Origin of the sequence: Romboutsia hominis, from assembly GCF_900002575.1 — a bacterium.
Taxonomy (GTDB): domain Bacteria; phylum Bacillota; class Clostridia; order Peptostreptococcales; family Peptostreptococcaceae; genus Romboutsia_C; species Romboutsia_C hominis.
This window is the reverse complement of sequence record NZ_LN650648.1, coordinates 2,701,016-2,720,079: the sequence shown is the minus strand read 5'-3', so window position 1 is coordinate 2,720,079 and position 19,064 is coordinate 2,701,016. Positions and strand designations below refer to the sequence as shown.

At 27.8% G+C, this 19,064-nt stretch carries 16 protein-coding genes; 12 read left to right on the top strand and 4 right to left on the bottom strand.

The window, feature by feature from the left end; all coding sequences use genetic code 11:
- The first annotated feature begins 5 nt into the window (after window positions 1–5).
- The 3 genes from purD to FRIFI_RS13125 all read left to right on the top strand — a co-directional run bounded on the left by purD (window position 6) and on the right by FRIFI_RS13125 (window position 7,115).
- Window positions 6–1,277, top strand: a complete 1,272-nt coding sequence (gene purD / locus FRIFI_RS13135) for a phosphoribosylamine--glycine ligase (RefSeq protein WP_166506076.1) — start codon at window positions 6–8, stop codon at window positions 1,275–1,277.
- Window positions 1,278–1,553: 276 nt separating this feature from the next.
- Window positions 1,554–5,369: a phosphoribosylformylglycinamidine synthase gene (locus tag FRIFI_RS13130; RefSeq protein ID WP_166506075.1), complete on the top strand. Its 3,816-nt coding sequence runs from the start codon at window positions 1,554–1,556 to the stop codon at window positions 5,367–5,369.
- A 375-nt stretch (window positions 5,370–5,744) separates the two neighbouring features.
- The gene (locus FRIFI_RS13125) at window positions 5,745–7,115 is read left to right on the top strand and encodes an MATE family efflux transporter (RefSeq protein WP_166506074.1); all 1,371 of its coding nucleotides are present in this window, start codon (window positions 5,745–5,747) and stop codon (window positions 7,113–7,115) included.
- A gap of 103 nt (window positions 7,116–7,218) precedes the next feature.
- Here the strand turns inward: FRIFI_RS13125 and FRIFI_RS13120 are convergent, their stop codons facing one another.
- Complete coding sequence (locus tag FRIFI_RS13120; protein WP_092922079.1) at window positions 7,219–7,494, bottom strand: hypothetical protein; 276 nt, start codon at window positions 7,492–7,494, stop codon at window positions 7,219–7,221.
- A 279-nt stretch (window positions 7,495–7,773) separates the two neighbouring features.
- Here FRIFI_RS13120 and FRIFI_RS13115 point away from each other — a divergent pair, with 279 nt between their 5' ends.
- The 6 genes from FRIFI_RS13115 to FRIFI_RS13090 all read left to right on the top strand — a co-directional run bounded on the left by FRIFI_RS13115 (window position 7,774) and on the right by FRIFI_RS13090 (window position 12,335).
- The gene (locus tag FRIFI_RS13115) at window positions 7,774–9,564 is read left to right on the top strand and encodes an HD domain-containing phosphohydrolase (protein WP_240275503.1); all 1,791 of its coding nucleotides are present in this window, start codon (window positions 7,774–7,776) and stop codon (window positions 9,562–9,564) included.
- Between the two features lie 72 nt (window positions 9,565–9,636).
- Entirely contained in the window at window positions 9,637–9,900 is a 264-nt protein-coding gene (locus tag FRIFI_RS13110) for a hypothetical protein (RefSeq protein ID WP_092922082.1), read from the top strand.
- Window positions 9,901–10,026: 126 nt separating this feature from the next.
- On the top strand, window positions 10,027–10,524 hold the full coding sequence (locus tag FRIFI_RS13105; RefSeq protein WP_166506073.1) for a metallophosphoesterase family protein: 498 nt from the start codon (window positions 10,027–10,029) through the stop codon (window positions 10,522–10,524).
- Window positions 10,525–10,560: 36 nt separating this feature from the next.
- A complete protein-coding gene (locus FRIFI_RS13100) occupies window positions 10,561–11,400 on the top strand; it encodes a DUF5685 family protein (RefSeq protein ID WP_092922088.1) in 840 nt (279 codons plus the stop codon).
- Entirely contained in the window at window positions 11,390–11,833 is a 444-nt protein-coding gene (locus tag FRIFI_RS13095) for a tetratricopeptide repeat protein (protein WP_166506072.1), read from the top strand. The genes FRIFI_RS13100 and FRIFI_RS13095 overlap by 11 nt, the downstream gene beginning before the upstream one ends.
- 10 nt (window positions 11,834–11,843) lie before the next feature.
- Window positions 11,844–12,335 carry a hypothetical protein gene (locus tag FRIFI_RS13090; protein ID WP_166506071.1) on the top strand — a complete coding sequence of 164 codons (492 nt, stop codon included), beginning with the start codon at window positions 11,844–11,846 and terminating at the stop codon, window positions 12,333–12,335.
- A gap of 112 nt (window positions 12,336–12,447) precedes the next feature.
- Here FRIFI_RS13090 and FRIFI_RS13085 read toward each other — a convergent pair whose 3' ends face one another.
- On the bottom strand, window positions 12,448–13,239 hold the full coding sequence (locus FRIFI_RS13085) for a hypothetical protein (RefSeq protein WP_092922097.1): 792 nt from the start codon (window positions 13,237–13,239) through the stop codon (window positions 12,448–12,450).
- A 103-nt stretch (window positions 13,240–13,342) separates the two neighbouring features.
- Window positions 13,343–14,071: an HAD family hydrolase gene (locus FRIFI_RS13080; protein ID WP_092922100.1), complete on the bottom strand. Its 729-nt coding sequence runs from the start codon at window positions 14,069–14,071 to the stop codon at window positions 13,343–13,345.
- 254 nt (window positions 14,072–14,325) lie between these two features.
- On the opposite strand from FRIFI_RS13080, the gene FRIFI_RS13075 reads away from it, so the two are divergent.
- Complete coding sequence (locus tag FRIFI_RS13075; RefSeq protein ID WP_166506070.1) at window positions 14,326–15,408, top strand: hypothetical protein; 1,083 nt, start codon at window positions 14,326–14,328, stop codon at window positions 15,406–15,408.
- A 141-nt stretch (window positions 15,409–15,549) separates the two neighbouring features.
- Here FRIFI_RS13075 and FRIFI_RS15045 read toward each other — a convergent pair whose 3' ends face one another.
- Window positions 15,550–16,020, bottom strand: coding sequence for a hypothetical protein (locus FRIFI_RS15045; RefSeq protein WP_176579623.1), 471 nt, complete (start codon window positions 16,018–16,020; stop codon window positions 15,550–15,552).
- A 194-nt stretch (window positions 16,021–16,214) separates the two neighbouring features.
- On the opposite strand from FRIFI_RS15045, the gene FRIFI_RS13065 reads away from it, so the two are divergent.
- Window positions 16,215–16,595: an ArsR/SmtB family transcription factor gene (locus FRIFI_RS13065; RefSeq protein WP_207733588.1), complete on the top strand. Its 381-nt coding sequence runs from the start codon at window positions 16,215–16,217 to the stop codon at window positions 16,593–16,595.
- Between the two features lie 12 nt (window positions 16,596–16,607).
- The gene (locus FRIFI_RS13060; protein ID WP_176579622.1) at window positions 16,608–18,977 is read left to right on the top strand and encodes a heavy metal translocating P-type ATPase; all 2,370 of its coding nucleotides are present in this window, start codon (window positions 16,608–16,610) and stop codon (window positions 18,975–18,977) included.
- Window positions 18,978–19,064 lie beyond the last annotated feature (87 nt).

The following is a 19,064-nucleotide window of genomic DNA, read 5'->3' as shown; positions in this document are numbered from 1 at the left end:
AGGCTATGAAGATATTAATTATAGGTGGTGGAGGTAGAGAACACGCTATAGCTTGGAAATTAAGTAAAGAAAAAGGTATAGTAAAAATATACTGCGCTCCAGGAAATGCAGGGATTTCAGATGTAGCTCAGTGTATAGATATAAACGATAGTGATATAGATAAACTTTTAGTATTTGCTAAAGAAAATAAGATAGATTTAACGGTAGTAGGACCAGAAGTACCACTTGTAAAAGGAATTGTAGATGAATTTGAAAAGTGTGGACTTAGAATATTTGGACCTAATAAAGAATGTGCTAGGCTTGAAGGAAGTAAAGCTTTTTCTAAAGACTTTATGGTAAGACATAATATACCTACTGCAAAGTATAAAGAGTATACAAATATAGAAGATGCTATAAATGAGATAGACACTTTTGGATATCCAGTAGTAATAAAGGCTGATGGATTAGCTGCTGGAAAAGGTGTTATTATACCACAAAATAGAGAAGAAGCAATGCAGACTTTGCATGAAATGATGAGTCATAAAAAATTTGGGGAAGCTGGTAATAAAATAGTTGTAGAAGAGTTTTTAAAAGGTATAGAAACATCAATATTAGCTTTTGTAGATAATAATACTATAGTTCCTATGGTAAGTGCAAAAGATCACAAAAAAGTATATAACAATGAAGAAGGCCCTAATACTGGTGGAATGGGAACCTTCTCTCCAAGTGAAATATATACAGATAGAGTAGCTAAGGAAATAGAAAAGGAAGTATTGTTAAAAACCTTAGAAGGATTCAAAAAAGATGGATTAGATTACAAAGGTATATTATTTATCGGTCTTATGATAACTGAAGAAGGTGCTAAAGTCCTTGAATATAATGTAAGATTTGGAGATCCAGAAACTCAATCAGTATTATTTAGACTAGAAACAGATTTAAATAATATAATTGAAGCAATATTAAACAATAAATTAAATGAAATAGATATAGTCTATAAAAAAGAAGAGTCTGTTTGTGTGATGCTTACATCTGGAGGATATCCAGATAACTATGAAAAGGGAAAAGTTATAGAAGGTCTTAATAAATTAGATGATGACATAGTAGTGTTTCATAGTGGGACTAAGCTCATAGATGGAAAACTAGTAACTAATGGTGGTAGAGTGTTAGGTATAACCTCTAGTGCATCTACTGTAGAAGAAGCAGCGAAAAAAGTTTATGAAAATATTGAAAGAATAAATTTTGAAGGAATGCACTATAGAACAGATATAGGAATAACATTGTGCGAAGAATTAAGTTAAAGATATTTTTAAATCATAATAGGATAATTTCTAGTATGTTATATGTGTTAAGTATAACATACTAGAAATTATTAGATGTAATTTAAAAAATCTACAATTATATATTCATATACTTTAGATTTTTTAATTAGAGGTTTTATATTTGAATACATGGTAGCTTTAAAAACTAATTCGTTGACAGGTTACTTAAATTTTAAGAACAAATAAGATTTAAATAATGTATTAATGAATTAATCAATGTAGTAAAAATCTAATTTTATAAAAGGGAGATAAGATATGTTAGATACTATAAGTTTAGAGTCAAGTGTTAGAAGAATATTTGTAGAAAAAAGGCCAGGATTCGATCTTGAAGCTAAAGCTTTAAAAAAGGATTTAATAGAAAGCTTACATATAAAGGGAATAGAAAGTATAAGAATTTTAAATAGATATGATATAGAAGGAATAGATTATGAAGTATATAAAAAAGTAGCTCAAACAGTATTCTCAGAGCCAAATTTAGATATTGTTTATCATGAAACATTAGATGTTACAAATAGTGATGAAACAAAGGAAAGAATATTTGCTATAGAATATTTGCCAGGGCAGTATGACCAAAGAGGGGATTGGGCAAGTCAATGTATTCAAATAGTCAATCAAGGAATAAGACCAACTATAAATACAGCTAAAGTATATATATTTAGTGGAAATATAAGTGATGAAAATTTTAATAGAATAAAAGAATATTGTATAAATCCTGTAGATAGTAGAGAGGCATCATTAGAAAAGCCAGAGTCATTAAAAATAGAAAGTGAAATACCCATAGAAGTAGAAGTGCTAAATGGATTTATAGAATTAACAATAGATGGACTAAAAGAGTTTTTAAATAGTAATGGATTAGCAATGACATTAGGTGATTTAGAACATATACAAAATTATTTTAGAGATACAGAAAAAAGAAATCCAACCATAACGGAAATAAAAGTACTAGATACATATTGGTCAGATCATTGTAGACATACTACTTTTATGACAGAAATAGAAGATGTAAAAATAGAAGATGGTAAATATACAGATATAGTAAAAGAAGCTTATGATATGTATCTTAATTCAAGAAATAAGGTTTATGTAGATAGACAAAAAGATGTATGTCTAATGGATATAGCGACAATAGCTATGAAAGAATTAAGAAAAGATGGTAAGTTAGAAGATTTAGATGTAAGTGAAGAAATAAATGCTTGTAGCATAAACGTAGATGTTGAGATAGATGGTAAAGTCGAACCATACTTAGTAATGTTTAAAAACGAAACACACAATCATCCAACAGAGATAGAGCCTTTTGGTGGATCAGCTACATGCTTAGGTGGAGCAATAAGAGACCCATTATCAGGAAGAAGCTATGTATATCAAGCAATGCGTGTTACAGGAAGTGCAGACCCTAGAACAACCTTAGAAAATACACTACCTGGAAAGCTTATGCAAAGAAAAATAACTCGTGATGCAGCTCATGGATATAGTTCCTATGGTAACCAAATAGGATTAACAACAGGCCAAGTTGCTGAAGTCTATGATGAGGACTTTGTTGCTAAAAGAATGGAAATAGGTGCAGTTATAGCAGCAGTTCCAAAGGAAAATGTAATTAGAGAAACTCCAAAAAGTGGAGATATAGTAATACTTCTTGGAGGAAAAACAGGAAGAGATGGATGTGGAGGAGCAACGGGCTCATCTAAAGAGCATAGTGAAAAATCTTTAACTACTTGTAGTGCTGAAGTTCAAAAAGGAGATGCTCCAAATGAAAGAAAAATACAAAGATTCTTCAGAAACAAAGAAGTAGCTCAAATGATAAAAAGATGTAACGACTTTGGAGCTGGCGGAGTTTGCGTTGCTATAGGAGAGGTTGCAGATAGCATAGATATTAATTTAAATTTAGTTCCTAAAAAATATGATGGACTTGACGGTACTGAAATAGCTATATCAGAGTCTCAAGAACGTATGGCAGTAGTTGTTGAATCTAAAAATAAAGAAAAATTTATAGAATTAGCAAGAAAAGAAAATTTAGAGGCTACTCATGTAGCTACAGTTACAGACAGTGGATATATGAGAATGTTCTGGAATGACAAAGCGATAGTAAATATAAGTAGAAACTTCCTAGAAACTAATGGGGTTAAACAGACTACAAAAGTACATGTAGATAAGGTAGATGAAGAAAAGCCATACTTTAGAAGTATAAGAAATGAAGAAGCTTGTGAATTAGTAGTAGATGAAGATATAAGTATAAAAGAAAGATTTATAAATGTATTATCAGATTTAAATGTATGCTCACAAAAAGGATTAGTTGAAAGATTTGATAACACAATAGGTTCAAATACAGTATTAATGCCATTTGGAGGAAAGTATCAAGCAACACCAGCTCAAGGTATGGTAGCAAAAATACCTGTACTTGGTGGAGAAACTAATACATCGACTATAATGACTTATGGATATAATCCAAAGATAGGAAAATGGAGTCCATTCCATGGAGCACTATATGCAGTAGTAGAATCTGTGTGTAAAGTTGTGGCTATTGGGGGTAACTATAGTTCGATTAGGCTTACTTTACAAGAATATTTCGAAAAGCTTGGGGATAACCCAACTAAATGGGGTAAGCCATTTGCAGCACTTTTAGGTGCATATTATGCTCAAAATAGACTAGAAATACCTGCAATAGGAGGAAAAGACAGTATGTCTGGGACATTTAAAGATATAAATGTTCCACCAACATTAGTATCATTTGCTGTTGATACTGTGGATGCAGAAAAGGTAGTATCTTCAGAGTTTAAGAAAAGTAATTCACAAGTTGTTATGTTATGCACAGATAAACTAGAAAATGGTGTGGTTAACTTTGATTTACTAAAGAAAAATTTAAATAAAGTAACAGAACTTATACACAATAAGCAGGTCTTATCAACATATGCACTAGGAGATGGTGGAATAAGTGAAGCTATAAGTAAGATGGCATTTGGTAATAAAATAGGATTTAAATTTGAACAAGGAGTTACGAACCTATTTGAAACAGGGTATGGAAATATAATTTTCGAATTATCTCAAAATGATTTAAGTATATTAGAAGGATATAATTATATAGTCCTAGGTACTACAATAGAAGAAGAAAAAATATTTATTGAAAATGAAGAAATATGTTTAGATGAATTATACAAAGCTCATTGTAATACTTTAGAGTCTATATTCCCAACAAAATCAGTAGAAATAAAAGGTAAAGTAGAGACTATAAGTTTTGCTTCTCAAGATAAATATAAAAAATCTTCTATAGCAGTTGCTAAGCCAAGGGTATTTATACCTACATTCCCGGGAACAAACTGTGAATATGATTCAGCTAGGGCATTTGAAAAAGCTGGAGCAAAGGCAAATATAGAAGTATTTAGGAACTTAACATATAAAGACATAGAAGAATCTATAGATACTATAGTAAAAGAAATACGAAAGTCTCAGATAATAATGTTACCTGGAGGATTTAGTGCAGGTGATGAACCAGACGGTTCTGGTAAATTTATAGCTACAGTATTTAGAAATGAGAGAGTAAAAGAAGCTGTAAATGAATTTTTAACTAAACAAGATGGATTAATGCTAGGAATATGTAATGGATTCCAAGCTCTTATAAAACTTGGATTAGTGCCATATGGAGAAATAAGGGATACATCAGTAGATGCACCAACACTTACTTACAATGATATAGGAAGGCATCAAGCTAAAGTGGTAAGAACAAGAATAGCATCAAACAAGTCGCCTTGGCTATCAGGAACAGAGATAGGAGATATTCATAGTATAGCAATATCTCATGGAGAAGGTAAATTTGTAGCTAGTGAAGAAGTTATGAAAGAACTAATAGCTAATGGGCAAATAGCTACTCAATATGTAGATTTTGATAACAATCCTACTTATGATATAGAGTTTAATCCAAATGGCTCATTCTATGCAGTAGAAGGAATAACTAGTGCTGATGGAAGAATACTTGGTAAGATGGGTCACTCTGAAAGAGTTGGCAACCATGTAATGAAAAATATATTAGGAGAAAAAGAACAAAGAATATTTGAAAGTGGAGTAAATTACTTTAAATAAAATATAGAAAATAGACTATCTAAGCTTTTAAATAGTCTATTTTTATTTGAATTAAAATGGTTGAATTATACAAAGTAAATATACATAGTATAATGAATTGCTGAATTAGTTTAAATGTGATCAGATATAGAAATTAAAATAAATTAATAAATAATTTATTTTAAATTTGTAAAACCATATATAAACACCATGTTAATATTAGTTAAAAATAAAATTATTACAGTTTGAAAATATTCTATAAATCTATATAACAAGGTGCTATAATTATGCAAGGGAAATTGAAAATTAAAAAATGTTAAAGCTATAGAAATAGACTATAAATAGCCTTATCTGTAGCTATTTATAGTGAAATTAAAGGGGGATAAAAATAAGGAGATGAAAATAGAACAAGTTCTAAATGTGCCAATACATAAAGTATGGGCAAAATTTGTAATTGCATCTGTTATTGGCGTTGTACTAAATACTATCTACACTATGGTAGATGGTATATTTGTAGGTCAAGGAGTGGGAGAAGTAGGTCTTGCAAGTGTTAATATAGTCTGGCCAGCTGTAACTGTTATAGTTGGAACTGGTCTTATGATAGGGATTGGGTCAAGTAGCATAATTGCCATATATATTGGAAAACAAGATAAAGAAAGTGCTCAAAAGTGTTTAGGAATATCTGTAACATCCATAGTATTAATAGGCGCTATAATTATGATTTTAGGGTTTATGTTTAGAGAACCGATACTTAAGATGCTAGGTGCAGAAAAAGATACTATAGAAAATGCAAGAGATTATTATAGTGTAATTTACTTAATAACCATACCATATTTGTTTTCAACAGCGTTAAATCCAATAGTAAGAGCAGATGGTAGACCACAGTTATCAATGATGATGATAGGAATAGGTGCTATTTGTAATATTATATTAGACTGGGTATTTGTTATGAAACTTGGATATGGGGTTAAGGGTGCTGCTATGGCAACTAGCGCCAGTATATTTATATCAACAGTTGTATCATTATACTACTTTGTAAAAGGGAACGCTAATATAAAGATTAAGAAAGAGTATTTAAAAATAGATGTAAGTATATTAAAAGAAATACTTAAAATAGGATTTGTAAGTTTTGCAATACAGTTATCATATGGAATAATATTATTTGTTCAAAATAAAACAATGTACTTATATGGAAATACAGTAGATGTTGCTATATATACAGTTGCAACTTATATTAATTGCTTCTTAGTTAATACTTGCATGGGTATATCACAAGGTCTACAACCTCTTATAGGGTATCATTATGGAGCGAACAAAATAAAAAGAATGAGACAATTACTATATATAACTATTGGGGTATGTGCAATAGGTGGAACATTAGTATATATAGGCATTAACTCATTTGGAAGAGAACTTATACAAATATTTGGAATAAGTAGTGAAAATATAGAATTTGCATATAGCGAAATATTAATATATTGTTTAGGAAGCCCTGTTATAGGTATCATATTTGCGATGAGTGGATATTATCAAGCAATAGGAAAAAATATATATGCTAACATATTGTCAATAGGAAGGGGATTTTTGTTTCAGTTTATATTAACAATGATTTTACCTCCAATAATAGGTGTTAGAGGAGTTTTCTTATCATTACCTTTAGCTGAACTAATTACGTTAACTATACTAGGTATGATTTTAACAATTGAGAAATATAAAAATCACAAGTCATTTAAGTATAAAAATTCAAATTTAGAGCAAATAATGTAGTCATAGTAAATATGATTGAACATTTAAATTTAAAAGAATGATGGTTAACAGACACGAATGTTAAAATATAAAAAAGGAGAGTTTTACTCTCCTTTTTTATATTTTATTTCATCTCTTTAAAGTCTATATGTAAGAACAAATCTTTTACACTATCTACTTGAACATCTGTAATAATGCAATTGTATACTTTGTTATTTAGATTTAGTTGAATATAACCATCATGATTCTTAGAATCTATTAATCTAGTGAAATCTGTTTTATATACTGAAATAGGTATGCTTTTATCTAATTTGTTTCCATATATAACACCTGGAATATAGCCTTTACTTCTTATAGATTTAGTTTTTTCATTTAAATCCCTAACAAATACATTTAACATAGTATCCCCCTTATATTGATAATAATCTTAGGCTTGTTTACCTTTAATTAATACTATTAAGGATATAATATTTTTATTCATAAAATTTAGTATAAAAACAATTAAGAATACCCATTTTTAAATAAGCAATAAGTGATAACATGTTTGGTATAAATGGAGTAAGGAAATATATATAATATAAAATATTTTTATGATCTAATATATTTAATATATGTAGAAATATAAAAATCATTATTTTATAATATTATTTAGGTAGTAATAAGCAGGGGGAGAGGGGTAATGTTATTAAAAACCGAGAAAGAAGATACACAAACTAGTAATAATATAATAATGGATAATATACCATTTCCAATATGGATAAAAAATTTAGATGGAAAATTAATTGCCACGAACAAGGCATTTAAACATATATACAACTTTAGAAATAATGAAGATATAAGTGTAATAAATAACAAATGTTTAGAGTGTAGCAACAATGATATATGTAATGAAGATTTTAAGTCTGTAATTATGACTAAAGAGCCTAAGAATTTTGAAGTGTGCATAAATGGTAAATTTAGTCAGTGTTATGTTACTCCTTATATAAATGAATACGAAGAAATAATAGGTGTAATGGGTATGTTAATAGATATAACACCTTTAAAGGAAGAACAAAGTAAATTAGAAGAGAGAGAAAATATATTAAGAACAATAATAGATACATTGCCACAATACATTTTCTATAAAGATAGAGACAGTAAATATATAGGGTATAACAAAAAATGGAAAGAACATTATGATGCACTAGGAATAGGAAGTATGATAGGAAAGAATGATATTGAAACACAAACTGTATCTGAAGAAGTAGCTAGGGGATTTATGGAAGAAGATAAAGCAATAATAGAAAGTAAAAAGATGAAAGTGGTCGAGCGAAGAATCAACGGTCAAGATGGTAGAGAAATAATAGAAGAAACTATAAAAGTACCTGTGATAGATGAACAAGGTCAAGTATGGGGAATAGTAGGTATATCTAGTGATGTTACTGAAAAAACAGAACTAAAAGAAAAACTAATGAAACTTAGCTTTACAGATAGTTTAACAGGGGTATACAATAGAGCTTGTTTTGAGGAGAAAAAAGAAGAATTAAATAATATCGAACATCTTCCTATAGGAGTTATAATGGGAGATGTTAATGGTTTAAAAGTTATAAATGATACATTTGGTCATCTTGAAGGAGATAGATTATTAAAGGAAATGGCTAAGATATTAAAAAGTGTAACTAGAGAGGAAGACTTCATATTTAGGTGGGGTGGCGATGAATTTGTTATACTTATACCAAATTGTGATGAACAAAAATGTGAAGAAGCGATATCTAAAATAATTGATGAATGTGAAAAAGGTGACTTTAATCTTATTGACATGAGTATTTCTTTAGGATCATCTATAAAAAATTGTTTAGGTGAAGATATTTATACAAATCTCCAAGAAGCAGAAGAAAAGTTATATAGACAAAAGCTTTTAAATTCTAAAAGTGTAAGAAATTCCATAATATTTTCATTAAATAAATCTCTTCAAGAAAAAAATTTAGAAACTGAACAACATACTCAAAGACTAACAAATTATGCAATCAAAATAGGAAAAAGGTTAGGATTTACAACTGCTCAATTAGATGAACTAGAATTAGTAACAAAGTTACATGATATAGGAAAAATAGGTATCAGTGAAGAGATACTCTTAAAAAAAGGAAAATTAACTGAAGATGAATTTAATATAATAAAATCTCATACAGAAAAAGGGTACAGAATACTTCAAACATCAAGTGAACTATCACATGTTGCTATAGGTATTCTCGCACATCATGAAAGATATGATGGTAAAGGGTATCCACTGGGCCTTAGAGGAGAAGAAATTCCTATTATGGCTAGAATAGTAAATATAGTAGATTCTTATGATGCTATGACTAATGATAGAGGATATAATATAGTAAAAAATAAAGAAGATGCTATAAAAGAAATGATGTATTGTAGAGGTACCCAATTTGATCCTAAGATTACAGATATATTTATAGATATAATAAGCAAAGAAAAATAAAAGTATAGTAATACATAAAGTCAAAGATATATATACTTTAACTAAGATTAATATATCTTGGAGGAGTATAAAATGAGAATGTATACAAGAAAAAAAGGCCACAAAAAAGGTTCAGAAAGTAGTGTACCAAATGTACTCGCATTTACAGTAATAAGGAACTTTTTAACAGATAATAGTTATAAGGATATGAGAAAAGAGTATTTTATAAATAACTTAAGCAGCAATCAAGTAAATCAAGCTATGAAGGACATAAAGTGGTTATTTAAGGAATATAAAGGGCTAGATGTAGTTACAATTGAAGATACTTTTGGTGATACAAATAAATTTATATTATGAGTATTTAGATACAAATATTATCAAATAATAATCTAGAGTAAGCTAGTAGATAATTTCTGCTAGCTTATTTTAAAATATACAAAAAAGGTTTATTATATAAGATATAAATACATAGGAGATAATATAATGATTGTTGGAGTTATATCAGATACACATGGACTTTTGAGAAAAGAAGTGTTAGCTAACTTAAAAAATTGTAATCTTATAATTCATGCAGGTGATATAGGAAATATAAAATTACTCAGAGATTTAGAAAATATAGCTAAAGTAAAGGCAGTAAGAGGTAATTGCGATAAAGATATAGAAAGTTTAGATATCAAGGAAAAAGAAATATTAAATGTATTAGGTAAAAAAATATATTTAATACATAATATAAAAGATAAAGATATAGACTTAAAGAATCAGGATTTTGATATCGTTATATATGGTCATTCCCATAAATTATCTATAACTAAAGAAAGAAATACAATATATATAAATCCGGGATCAGTAGGGCCAAAAAGGTTTAAGCTACCTACTACTATGGTAAAATTATATATAGATTCTAACGAGGAAGTTTTAAATATAATAGATAATGAATTAATAAAATTTGAAGATATATATGTAGAAATTATAAATATCTAAAAGTAAATTAAATAAACTATTAGAGAGGATAAAAATATGTTTGGTTATGTAAAAGTTAATAAAATGGACCTAACATTTAGAGAATATGAGCATTATAGAGGATATTACTGTGGGTTATGCAAATATCTAAAAGATAATCATGGAGAGATATCAAGACTATCTCTAAATTATGATATAACATTTTTAATATTGGTTTTAACTTCAGTATATAGACCTAAGTCTTTGGTTATAGAAGAAGGATGTATAGTAAATCCATTCAAAAAGAAAAAGAAAATAACAAATGAAATTACAGAGTATGCAGCAAGTATGAATGTGCTTCTGACATATTATAAATTAGAAGATAATTTAAGAGATGATAATGGTATAAAAGATAAATTAGCATATAGTATATATAAGAAAAAGCTTAAATTAGCTTATGAAAAATATCCCAAGAAAGCTGATATAATAAAATCTCAGCTAGATCATTTATATAAATTAGAAAAAGAAAATAATACTAATATAGATATGGTATCGAATACTTTTGGAAATCTTATGGCAGAGATTTTTGCGTATAAAGAAGATGAGTTCGAGGATGATTTAAGAAGAATTGGATTTAATGTAGGTAAGTATATATATATACTTGATGCTTATGAAGATTTAGAAAAAGACTACAAAAAAGGTAGGTACAATCCATTTATAGAATATATAAATAAAAAAGATGAACTAAAAACAAGAGTAGATAAACTTATAAGCATGTCTTTAGGAATGTTGTCTAATAGTATAGATAATTTGGATATAAAGATAAATAGAGGAATAATAGAAAATATAGTGTATTCAGGAGTATATCTTAGATACCAAAATATATTAGAAAAAGGGTGTGAAGTAAATGTACAGTAATACTTATAATAATGAAATGTTTAGCCCCATAATTAAGTTAATGAATAACAAAGATTTTGAAAAGGCACATGAGCTATTAAATAAAATGAAAGATAGATGTGCAAATTGGTATTACCTAAATGGAGTATCTGCTATGAATATAGGATACTATGAAGAAGGTGAAGAATGTATAAAAAAAGCTAATGCCATAGAACCTGGTAATCCTGAATATGAAAAAGCTTTAAAACAATACAACTTCTACAGAGATGATTATAGAGATAGATCATATAGATACAACAGAAGAAGACGTTCAGACCTAGACGGTTGCTGTTGTTGTTGCTGTGATGATTGTTGTTGCTGTTGTGGAGATGATTGTTGTGAAGATTGTATGAAGCTATGGTGTTTAGATTCTTGTTGTGAGTGCTGTGGTGGTGACTTGGTAGATTGCTTCTAAGGGTATTAATATGAGTAAAAAAATAGCTTTAGGAGGAGTTTTATTAGCAATAAACATAATTTTATTAATGCTTATAAATATAATACCTATAAATACATTATTTTTAATGGGAATTGCCTCACTAGTAATTTCTATAATTATAATGGAGTTTGGTCCTAAAAGGGGAGTTGTATTTTATTTAGGAGTGTTTACACTAAGCTTTTTTGTTATGGCTAATAAGTTTCAATGGATTTTATATATATTTACTTTTGGATTGTATGGACTATTCAAATATATAATAGAACAAGATAGATCAATATACATTGAATATATATTAAAATTAGTATTTGCCAATATTTCAATAGGCATTGTGTTTTTTATAATAAAAGAATTTGTATATATACCTATAAATATTTTTACAATAGTGTTTTTTGAAGTCACATTTTTAGTATATGACCATATTTATAGTTTGTTTATAGAGTATTACAATAATAAGCTTAAAAAAATATTAAAAAATATATAAATTTATAAAAAGGAGCATCTTAGAATGATTATATCAATCTAAAGATGCTCCTTATTTTATAAATTTTATTATATAAATTTAGCGAGAATACTTCATAGAATACAATTAGTTTCTATCTAACTATATTAAAAAATTCTCTTTGCTTTTCACTAATTTTTGAGTCACACTTAGAACAGTGATAAGACTTAGATATATTAGAAAATTTACCTAGATTATTATCAAATGACATTTTAGACTTATCTGTGATTCCAACTACAGTTAAATTTGAACCACAATTCGTACAATTTTGTATAGAACATAATTCATTTAAGCTCTCAATAGATATATCCTTAAGATCTTTATTACAATTGCAGCACACTACTAAGTTAGATAGTTTTCTAGAAACTTCTATGGGTTTATCATTTTCTAATGAATATTTATACTCTATAGACTCAGAAACTCTATACCCAGATTCAAAAATATTGTGATTACAATGATCACAAAGATATCTAGGAAAATATTTATTTCCTTTATTGGCATTTGAATTAGATGTAGAATCGTCTATTTTTTTCACTATTGTATCTTTATCAATATTATTACAAGATGAAGAAGCTTCAAGATAGTTAAGTATATCTAAAGACTTATTTTGTTTTGCTATGAAAATAAGATGTTCTTTTATATTAGGATAATCATTATTTCTAGAAGGTGCATTTAGGTCTATAAGGTTATTGCTTATAGCATGTTCTACTATTGATTTATAATTATATTTAATAGCAAAGAACAGCACCATTTCATCGAAAATATTATCATTTACTTTTCCTGAAAACTCAATCCACAAGTCAGGTGATTCAAGATATAAGTTTTTACTAAGCTTTTCTATAGAATCTTCTAAGTTTTTACTTGAATTATTTTCTTTAGAATTCATATTAACCTCCTTTAATAAGTTAAAAAGTCCAAGAATTATTATATCAAGGACTTTTCAAATATTTATTATTGAAAATTATCTAAATTCGATAATTAAATTTATGTTATATACTAAGGATATCTACATTCGGAGAAAGTGAATATATTATATCTTTTCTTTCGACTACTATTTTAGCAGCATTAGATATAACAGGATCTTTTGCTATATGATTTAGAAGTTCTTTAGTTGGATTTATAGCTATAGGGTTGCCAACTCTTCTTAACATATTAATATCACCATTTGTATCTCCGTAAGCATAAGAAATAGATAAGTCTATATTATATTTTTTTACGAAGTCATCAATAGCAGTGTTCTTACTTTTAGAGTCCCACATAGGAATTACTGTGCCATTGAACGTTCCATTTTCAAAAACATAATTACTTCCTATAAAATCAGTAACATTATATTTTTCAGCCATTTTTCCAACTAAGAAATCAGGACTACCAGATATAAATATTACTATGTGATTATTTTCTAAGTGCCATTTTATTCTTGAACGAGTGTATTTATACACTCTATCTGATTTAAGCTTTATAACTTGGTCACTAGTAAAATCAATATAATTTTTATCAAGTCCAATTAGAGATTCTACATATAAATTACAAACATCATCTAGATAATCATCATAATTACCTTGTCTTTTATCCCAATTCATAAAAGCATCTCTTGCATTATCGTACCATGCTTTTTGATCTATTATGTCATACTTAATGAGCTTTTTAAAATGTTCAACCATAAGAGAGTCTCTATATAGAGTACCATCTATATCAAAAAAAGCTGCTATATTTCTCATTAATATCACCTCTATTAAACATTTATTTTATTATATTACAAAATTTATTTAAGTTGTGAACTTATACAAAATAAATTTAAATTTTTTTTGGTAGATTTTATTATTTTATATTATAATTTATAGTTAATAGTTAAAATCTAATTGTAAAATATCTTATGAGATTATATGTTATTTATAACATATGTATTAATAAGAAATTATATTGATATTAAAAAAATTTATTAAATAAATATCTCCAATAAGGAAGTGATTTTGTGAAATTCAAATATGCAAAGGTAACCAATTCTAGATTAATGGGAAGTATGGGACTTTTAATAATATGGCAAGAAAAAAATGATAAGATATATCAATACTTTTTGTTAGATTCAGAAGGACTTGGGTTAGCAGACTATGTAAGCTTAAAAAATCCTACTATAGAAGAATCTCATAGAGAAGAAGAAAGGTTAATGGGTGGATTGGGAGCTGATAGAATAGATATATCAGAAGAAGAAGCTTTATTTCTAGTTAATTACTATGGAAATAAAAATTCTTACTATGAAAAACCATTACCAGGAGAGGTAAAAGAGTATATAGATATTATAGAAAATTATGAACCAAAATTAAAACTTGAAGACATATATCCTAAAATTTGCAAGAAAATTACTGATGAAGTAGAATTTATAAATTATATGACTATGAGATTTATAGCATGGGATAGAGAAAGCTTAAGATATTTCTCAGGAAGTGAAGAAATAAGTAATATGCATATTACAAATATAAATGGAACACTTCTAAAAAATAAAGTAATACCAAAAGGTAATGAAAGGTATATAAGCGAAGCACTTTACGAAGATAGTGATGGATATTATATATGTAGAATAGCTTTTAGTATATCAAAAGAAGAAAATGGATTTAAGATAAACTCTATTTTAGTAGGAGATAAAGAAGGAATTTTTGACTTTGAAGTTTTTGATGAAATATCAAAAGAAGAGTTTGTAAGCATTTATAGCTTGAAAAATAAGGAAGAGTTTATAGAAAAGTTTTATATAGATAATCCATTTTTATTAAGAAGTGATATGGAAGAGGGGACATTCTTCACTAGATTTAATTTTGATAACCATCATGTAGCAAAAGAAGTGTACCTTATAAGTAATGACATAAAAGCTATTTATTATCAAATAGGTAATGAGTTTTTTGTAGGAACTTACAATAATAGAGATAAAAAATATATAAACAAATTACTTCAATGTAATTATTCTGACTATATAGAGATTAAAGAAGAAATGTATTTTGAGGAAAATGTACTTTATGATTTCGTAGAATCTGGTGCAGATGACTTTGATTATTTCTTAGAATAGTAAATTATTGATAAAAAATAAAGCCACGACTTAACTGTCAGTGGCTTTATTCTGTATTTATAATATTGGGGGAATATTATGAGGAATACATTATTATTTTGGACAAGTTTTAAAATTTTATAACAATTAAATTAAAAAAATTTACATTTCTTCCTCATCAAATTCTTCCATGTTTATTTGAGGCATCATACCCATCATCATATAAGGATTATACATCATGCCTGGTATCATAGGCATCATCATATTAGGCATCATAGGCATACAACCCATCATCTGGGGCATCATAGGCATACTACCCATCATATTAGGCATCATAGGCATGTTACCCGGCATCTGAGGCATCATATTCATATCTTGATCCATATACATAGTTTCCATATCCATATCATCAAAATAGAAATCATTATCTAACATTGCATATTGATTATCCATCACAGGATAATTGATATAAGGATTCATATAAGTCATATAGTACCCAGAATTACCGTAGTCCATTGGGCGTTGATTATAATAAGGATTAACATACATCATAGGATCTATATAAGGTGTAGGGTATATATAATTAGGATCCATATCGCCATTTTGTTTGTGTGAGAAATTATCAAAACTCATAGTAAATCATCCCTCCTAAAGTATTACTTACTAAATAACAATTCACTTTAATAATATATATATTACTAAAAATGCTATTATGTGCATTTTATAAAAAAATAGTTAATATTAGTTGCAAAAATTTGGACATGGGCATATAATTATATATATGAACAATTATTCATATATTGTTATTAATTTGGAGGAATTAAGATATGAGTAAAAATATAAATGAAAAATTAAACTCGTGCAATTGCGAGGAGGTTCATGAAGATATAGTAAAAAGAGCTCAGACATCAATGCCAGAAGAAGAGATGCTTTATGACTTAGCAGAGTTATTTAAGGTATTTGGAGATACAACAAGAGTAAAAATTTTATATGCATTATTTTCAAATGAAATGTGTGTATGTGATATTGCAAGTTTATTAGGAATGACTCATTCTGCAATATCTCATCAGCTAAGGGTACTAAAGCAAGCTAGGCTAGTTAAATTTAGAAAAGAAGGAAAAGTAGTTTATTATTCTTTAGATGATTGTCACATAAGTAAGATATTTGATTGTGGTTTATGTCATATACAAGAAACATATAAACGATAGGAGGATTGGGTTATGGATGCTAGTAGCATAATTAGAAAAGAGCTGATTCTAGGTGGATTAAACTGCGCTCATTGTGCAGAAGTAATAAATGAAAAAGTATCTAAACTAGAGGGTGTAGAATCATCAAATCTAAACTTTATAAATAAAAAGCTTGTATTAAACATACAAGAAGGTGTAAATGAGGAAGAAATTATAGAAAAGGCTATAAAGATAATAAATGACACAGAACCAGGATTAGATATAGAAATAGTTTCAAATTCTAAAGTCATTAAAAGGGAATTAATATTAGGTGGATTAAATTGTGCTCATTGTGCAGAAGTAATAAATGAAAAAGTATCTAAGTTAGAAGAAATAGATTCTTCAAATTTAAATTTTATAAACAAAAAACTTACAGTAAATATAAGAAAATCTTTTGATGAAAAAGAGACTATAAATAAAATAGTAGGAATAGTAAATGCAACAGAACCAGGTTTAGACATACAAATAAAAAATGAAAATGGTAATGTTAAAAAATCAGAAGTTAAAGAAGAAAAGAATGATATAAATAAAAAAGATATAATAAAGTTAGTAATAGGGTCATTAGTATATATATTTGGAATATATCAAATTGCAACTGGATTTGAAAGTAAACTTGCAGATGCGATGTTTATAATAGCATATGTAATAGTAGGTGGAGAAGTTTTATTAAAAGCACTAAAAAATGCTATAAGAGGTCAAGTGTTTGATGAAAACTTCTTAATGTCTATTGCAACAATTGGAGCATTAGCAATTGGTGAATTACCAGAAGCAGTAGGAGTTATGCTTTTCTATCAATTAGGAGAATTCTTACAAGGTATAGCAGTAGGAAAATCAAGAAGATCTATAACATCACTTATGAAGATAAGACCAGATTATGCAAACTTAAAAGAAGGATCAGAACTTAAAGTAGTTTCTCCTGAAGAAGTTAAAATAGGCGATGTAATAGTTGTAAAACCAGGAGAAAAAGTTCCACTAGATGGTGTAGTTATAGATGGATACTCAATGGTAGATACATCTGCACTTACAGGAGAATCTGTATTAAGAGAAGTATCAAAAGGAGAATCTGTATTATCAGGATTTATAAATAAAAATGCCTTATTAACTATAGAAGTTACAAAAGGATTTGAAGAATCAACAGTTTCTAAAATATTAGATTTAGTTGAAAATGCAAGTAGCAAAAAATCTAAAACTGAAAACTTTATAACTAAGTTCTCAAAATATTATACACCAGCAGTAGTTATAGGAGCTGTTTTAGTAGCAGTTGTACCTCCAATTATAATACCAGGAGCTACATTTAGTGAGTGGCTATATAGAGGTTTAGTATTTTTAGTAGTATCTTGTCCATGTGCATTAGTTTTATCTATACCACTTAGTTTCTTTAGTGGAATAGGATTTGCATCTAAAAATGGTATATTAATAAAAGGAAGTAACTATTTAGAAGCACTTAGAAATGTTGACACAGTTGTGTTTGATAAGACAGGAACACTTACAAAAGGTGTATTTAATGTAACTAAGGTTAATGCAGTTGGAATATCTGAAGAAAAATTATTAGAGTACGCTGCTTTTGCAGAGGCAAACTCTAATCATCCAATAGCAAAATCAATATTAAGTTACTATGATAAAAAAGTAGATTTAGACAAAATAACTAGTTATGAAGAAATAGCAGCTTATGGAATAAAAATAAATTACAATAATGAACTTATTTTAGCAGGTAACGAAAAATTAATGAAAAAAGAGAATATATTCTATTCTAAAGCTAAAGAAGTTGGAACAGTAGTTTATATAGCTGTCAATCAAATATATAGAGGATATATAGTAATATCAGATGAAGTAAAAGAAGATAGTAAAAAAGCTATAAAAAATCTAAAATTATTAGGAATAAAAGATGTTGTAATGTTAACTGGTGATAATGAAAAAGTAGCTACAGCTATAGCAAAAGAGCTTGGAGTAGATAAAGTATACTCAAATCTACTTCCTAATGAAAAAGTAGATAAGCTAGAAAAAATATATGAAGGAAAATCAGAAAAAGAAAAAGTTATATTTGTTGGAGATGGAATAAACGACGCTCCAGTTTTAGCTAGAGCTGATATAGGTATAGCTATGGGAGGATTAGGTTCAGATGCTGCTATAGAAGCTGCCGATGTAGTTTTAATGACAGATGAACCAAGCAAAATTTCTAAAGCAATAGAAATAGCAAACAAAACTAATAAGATAGTATGGCAAAATATAATATTTGCATTAGCTGTAAAAGCTATAGTTTTAATATTAGGAGCAGGTGGAGTTGCTACTATGTGGGAAGCTATATTTGCAGATGTTGGTGTTGCATTAATAGCAGTATTAAATGCAATGAGAGCTATGAGATAGAAGTAAAAAACGAACTCAATTGAGTTCGTTTTTTTTATTTAAAGTATATTTTATATATTAATTAAGAAAAATAAGAATTGTAAGGTT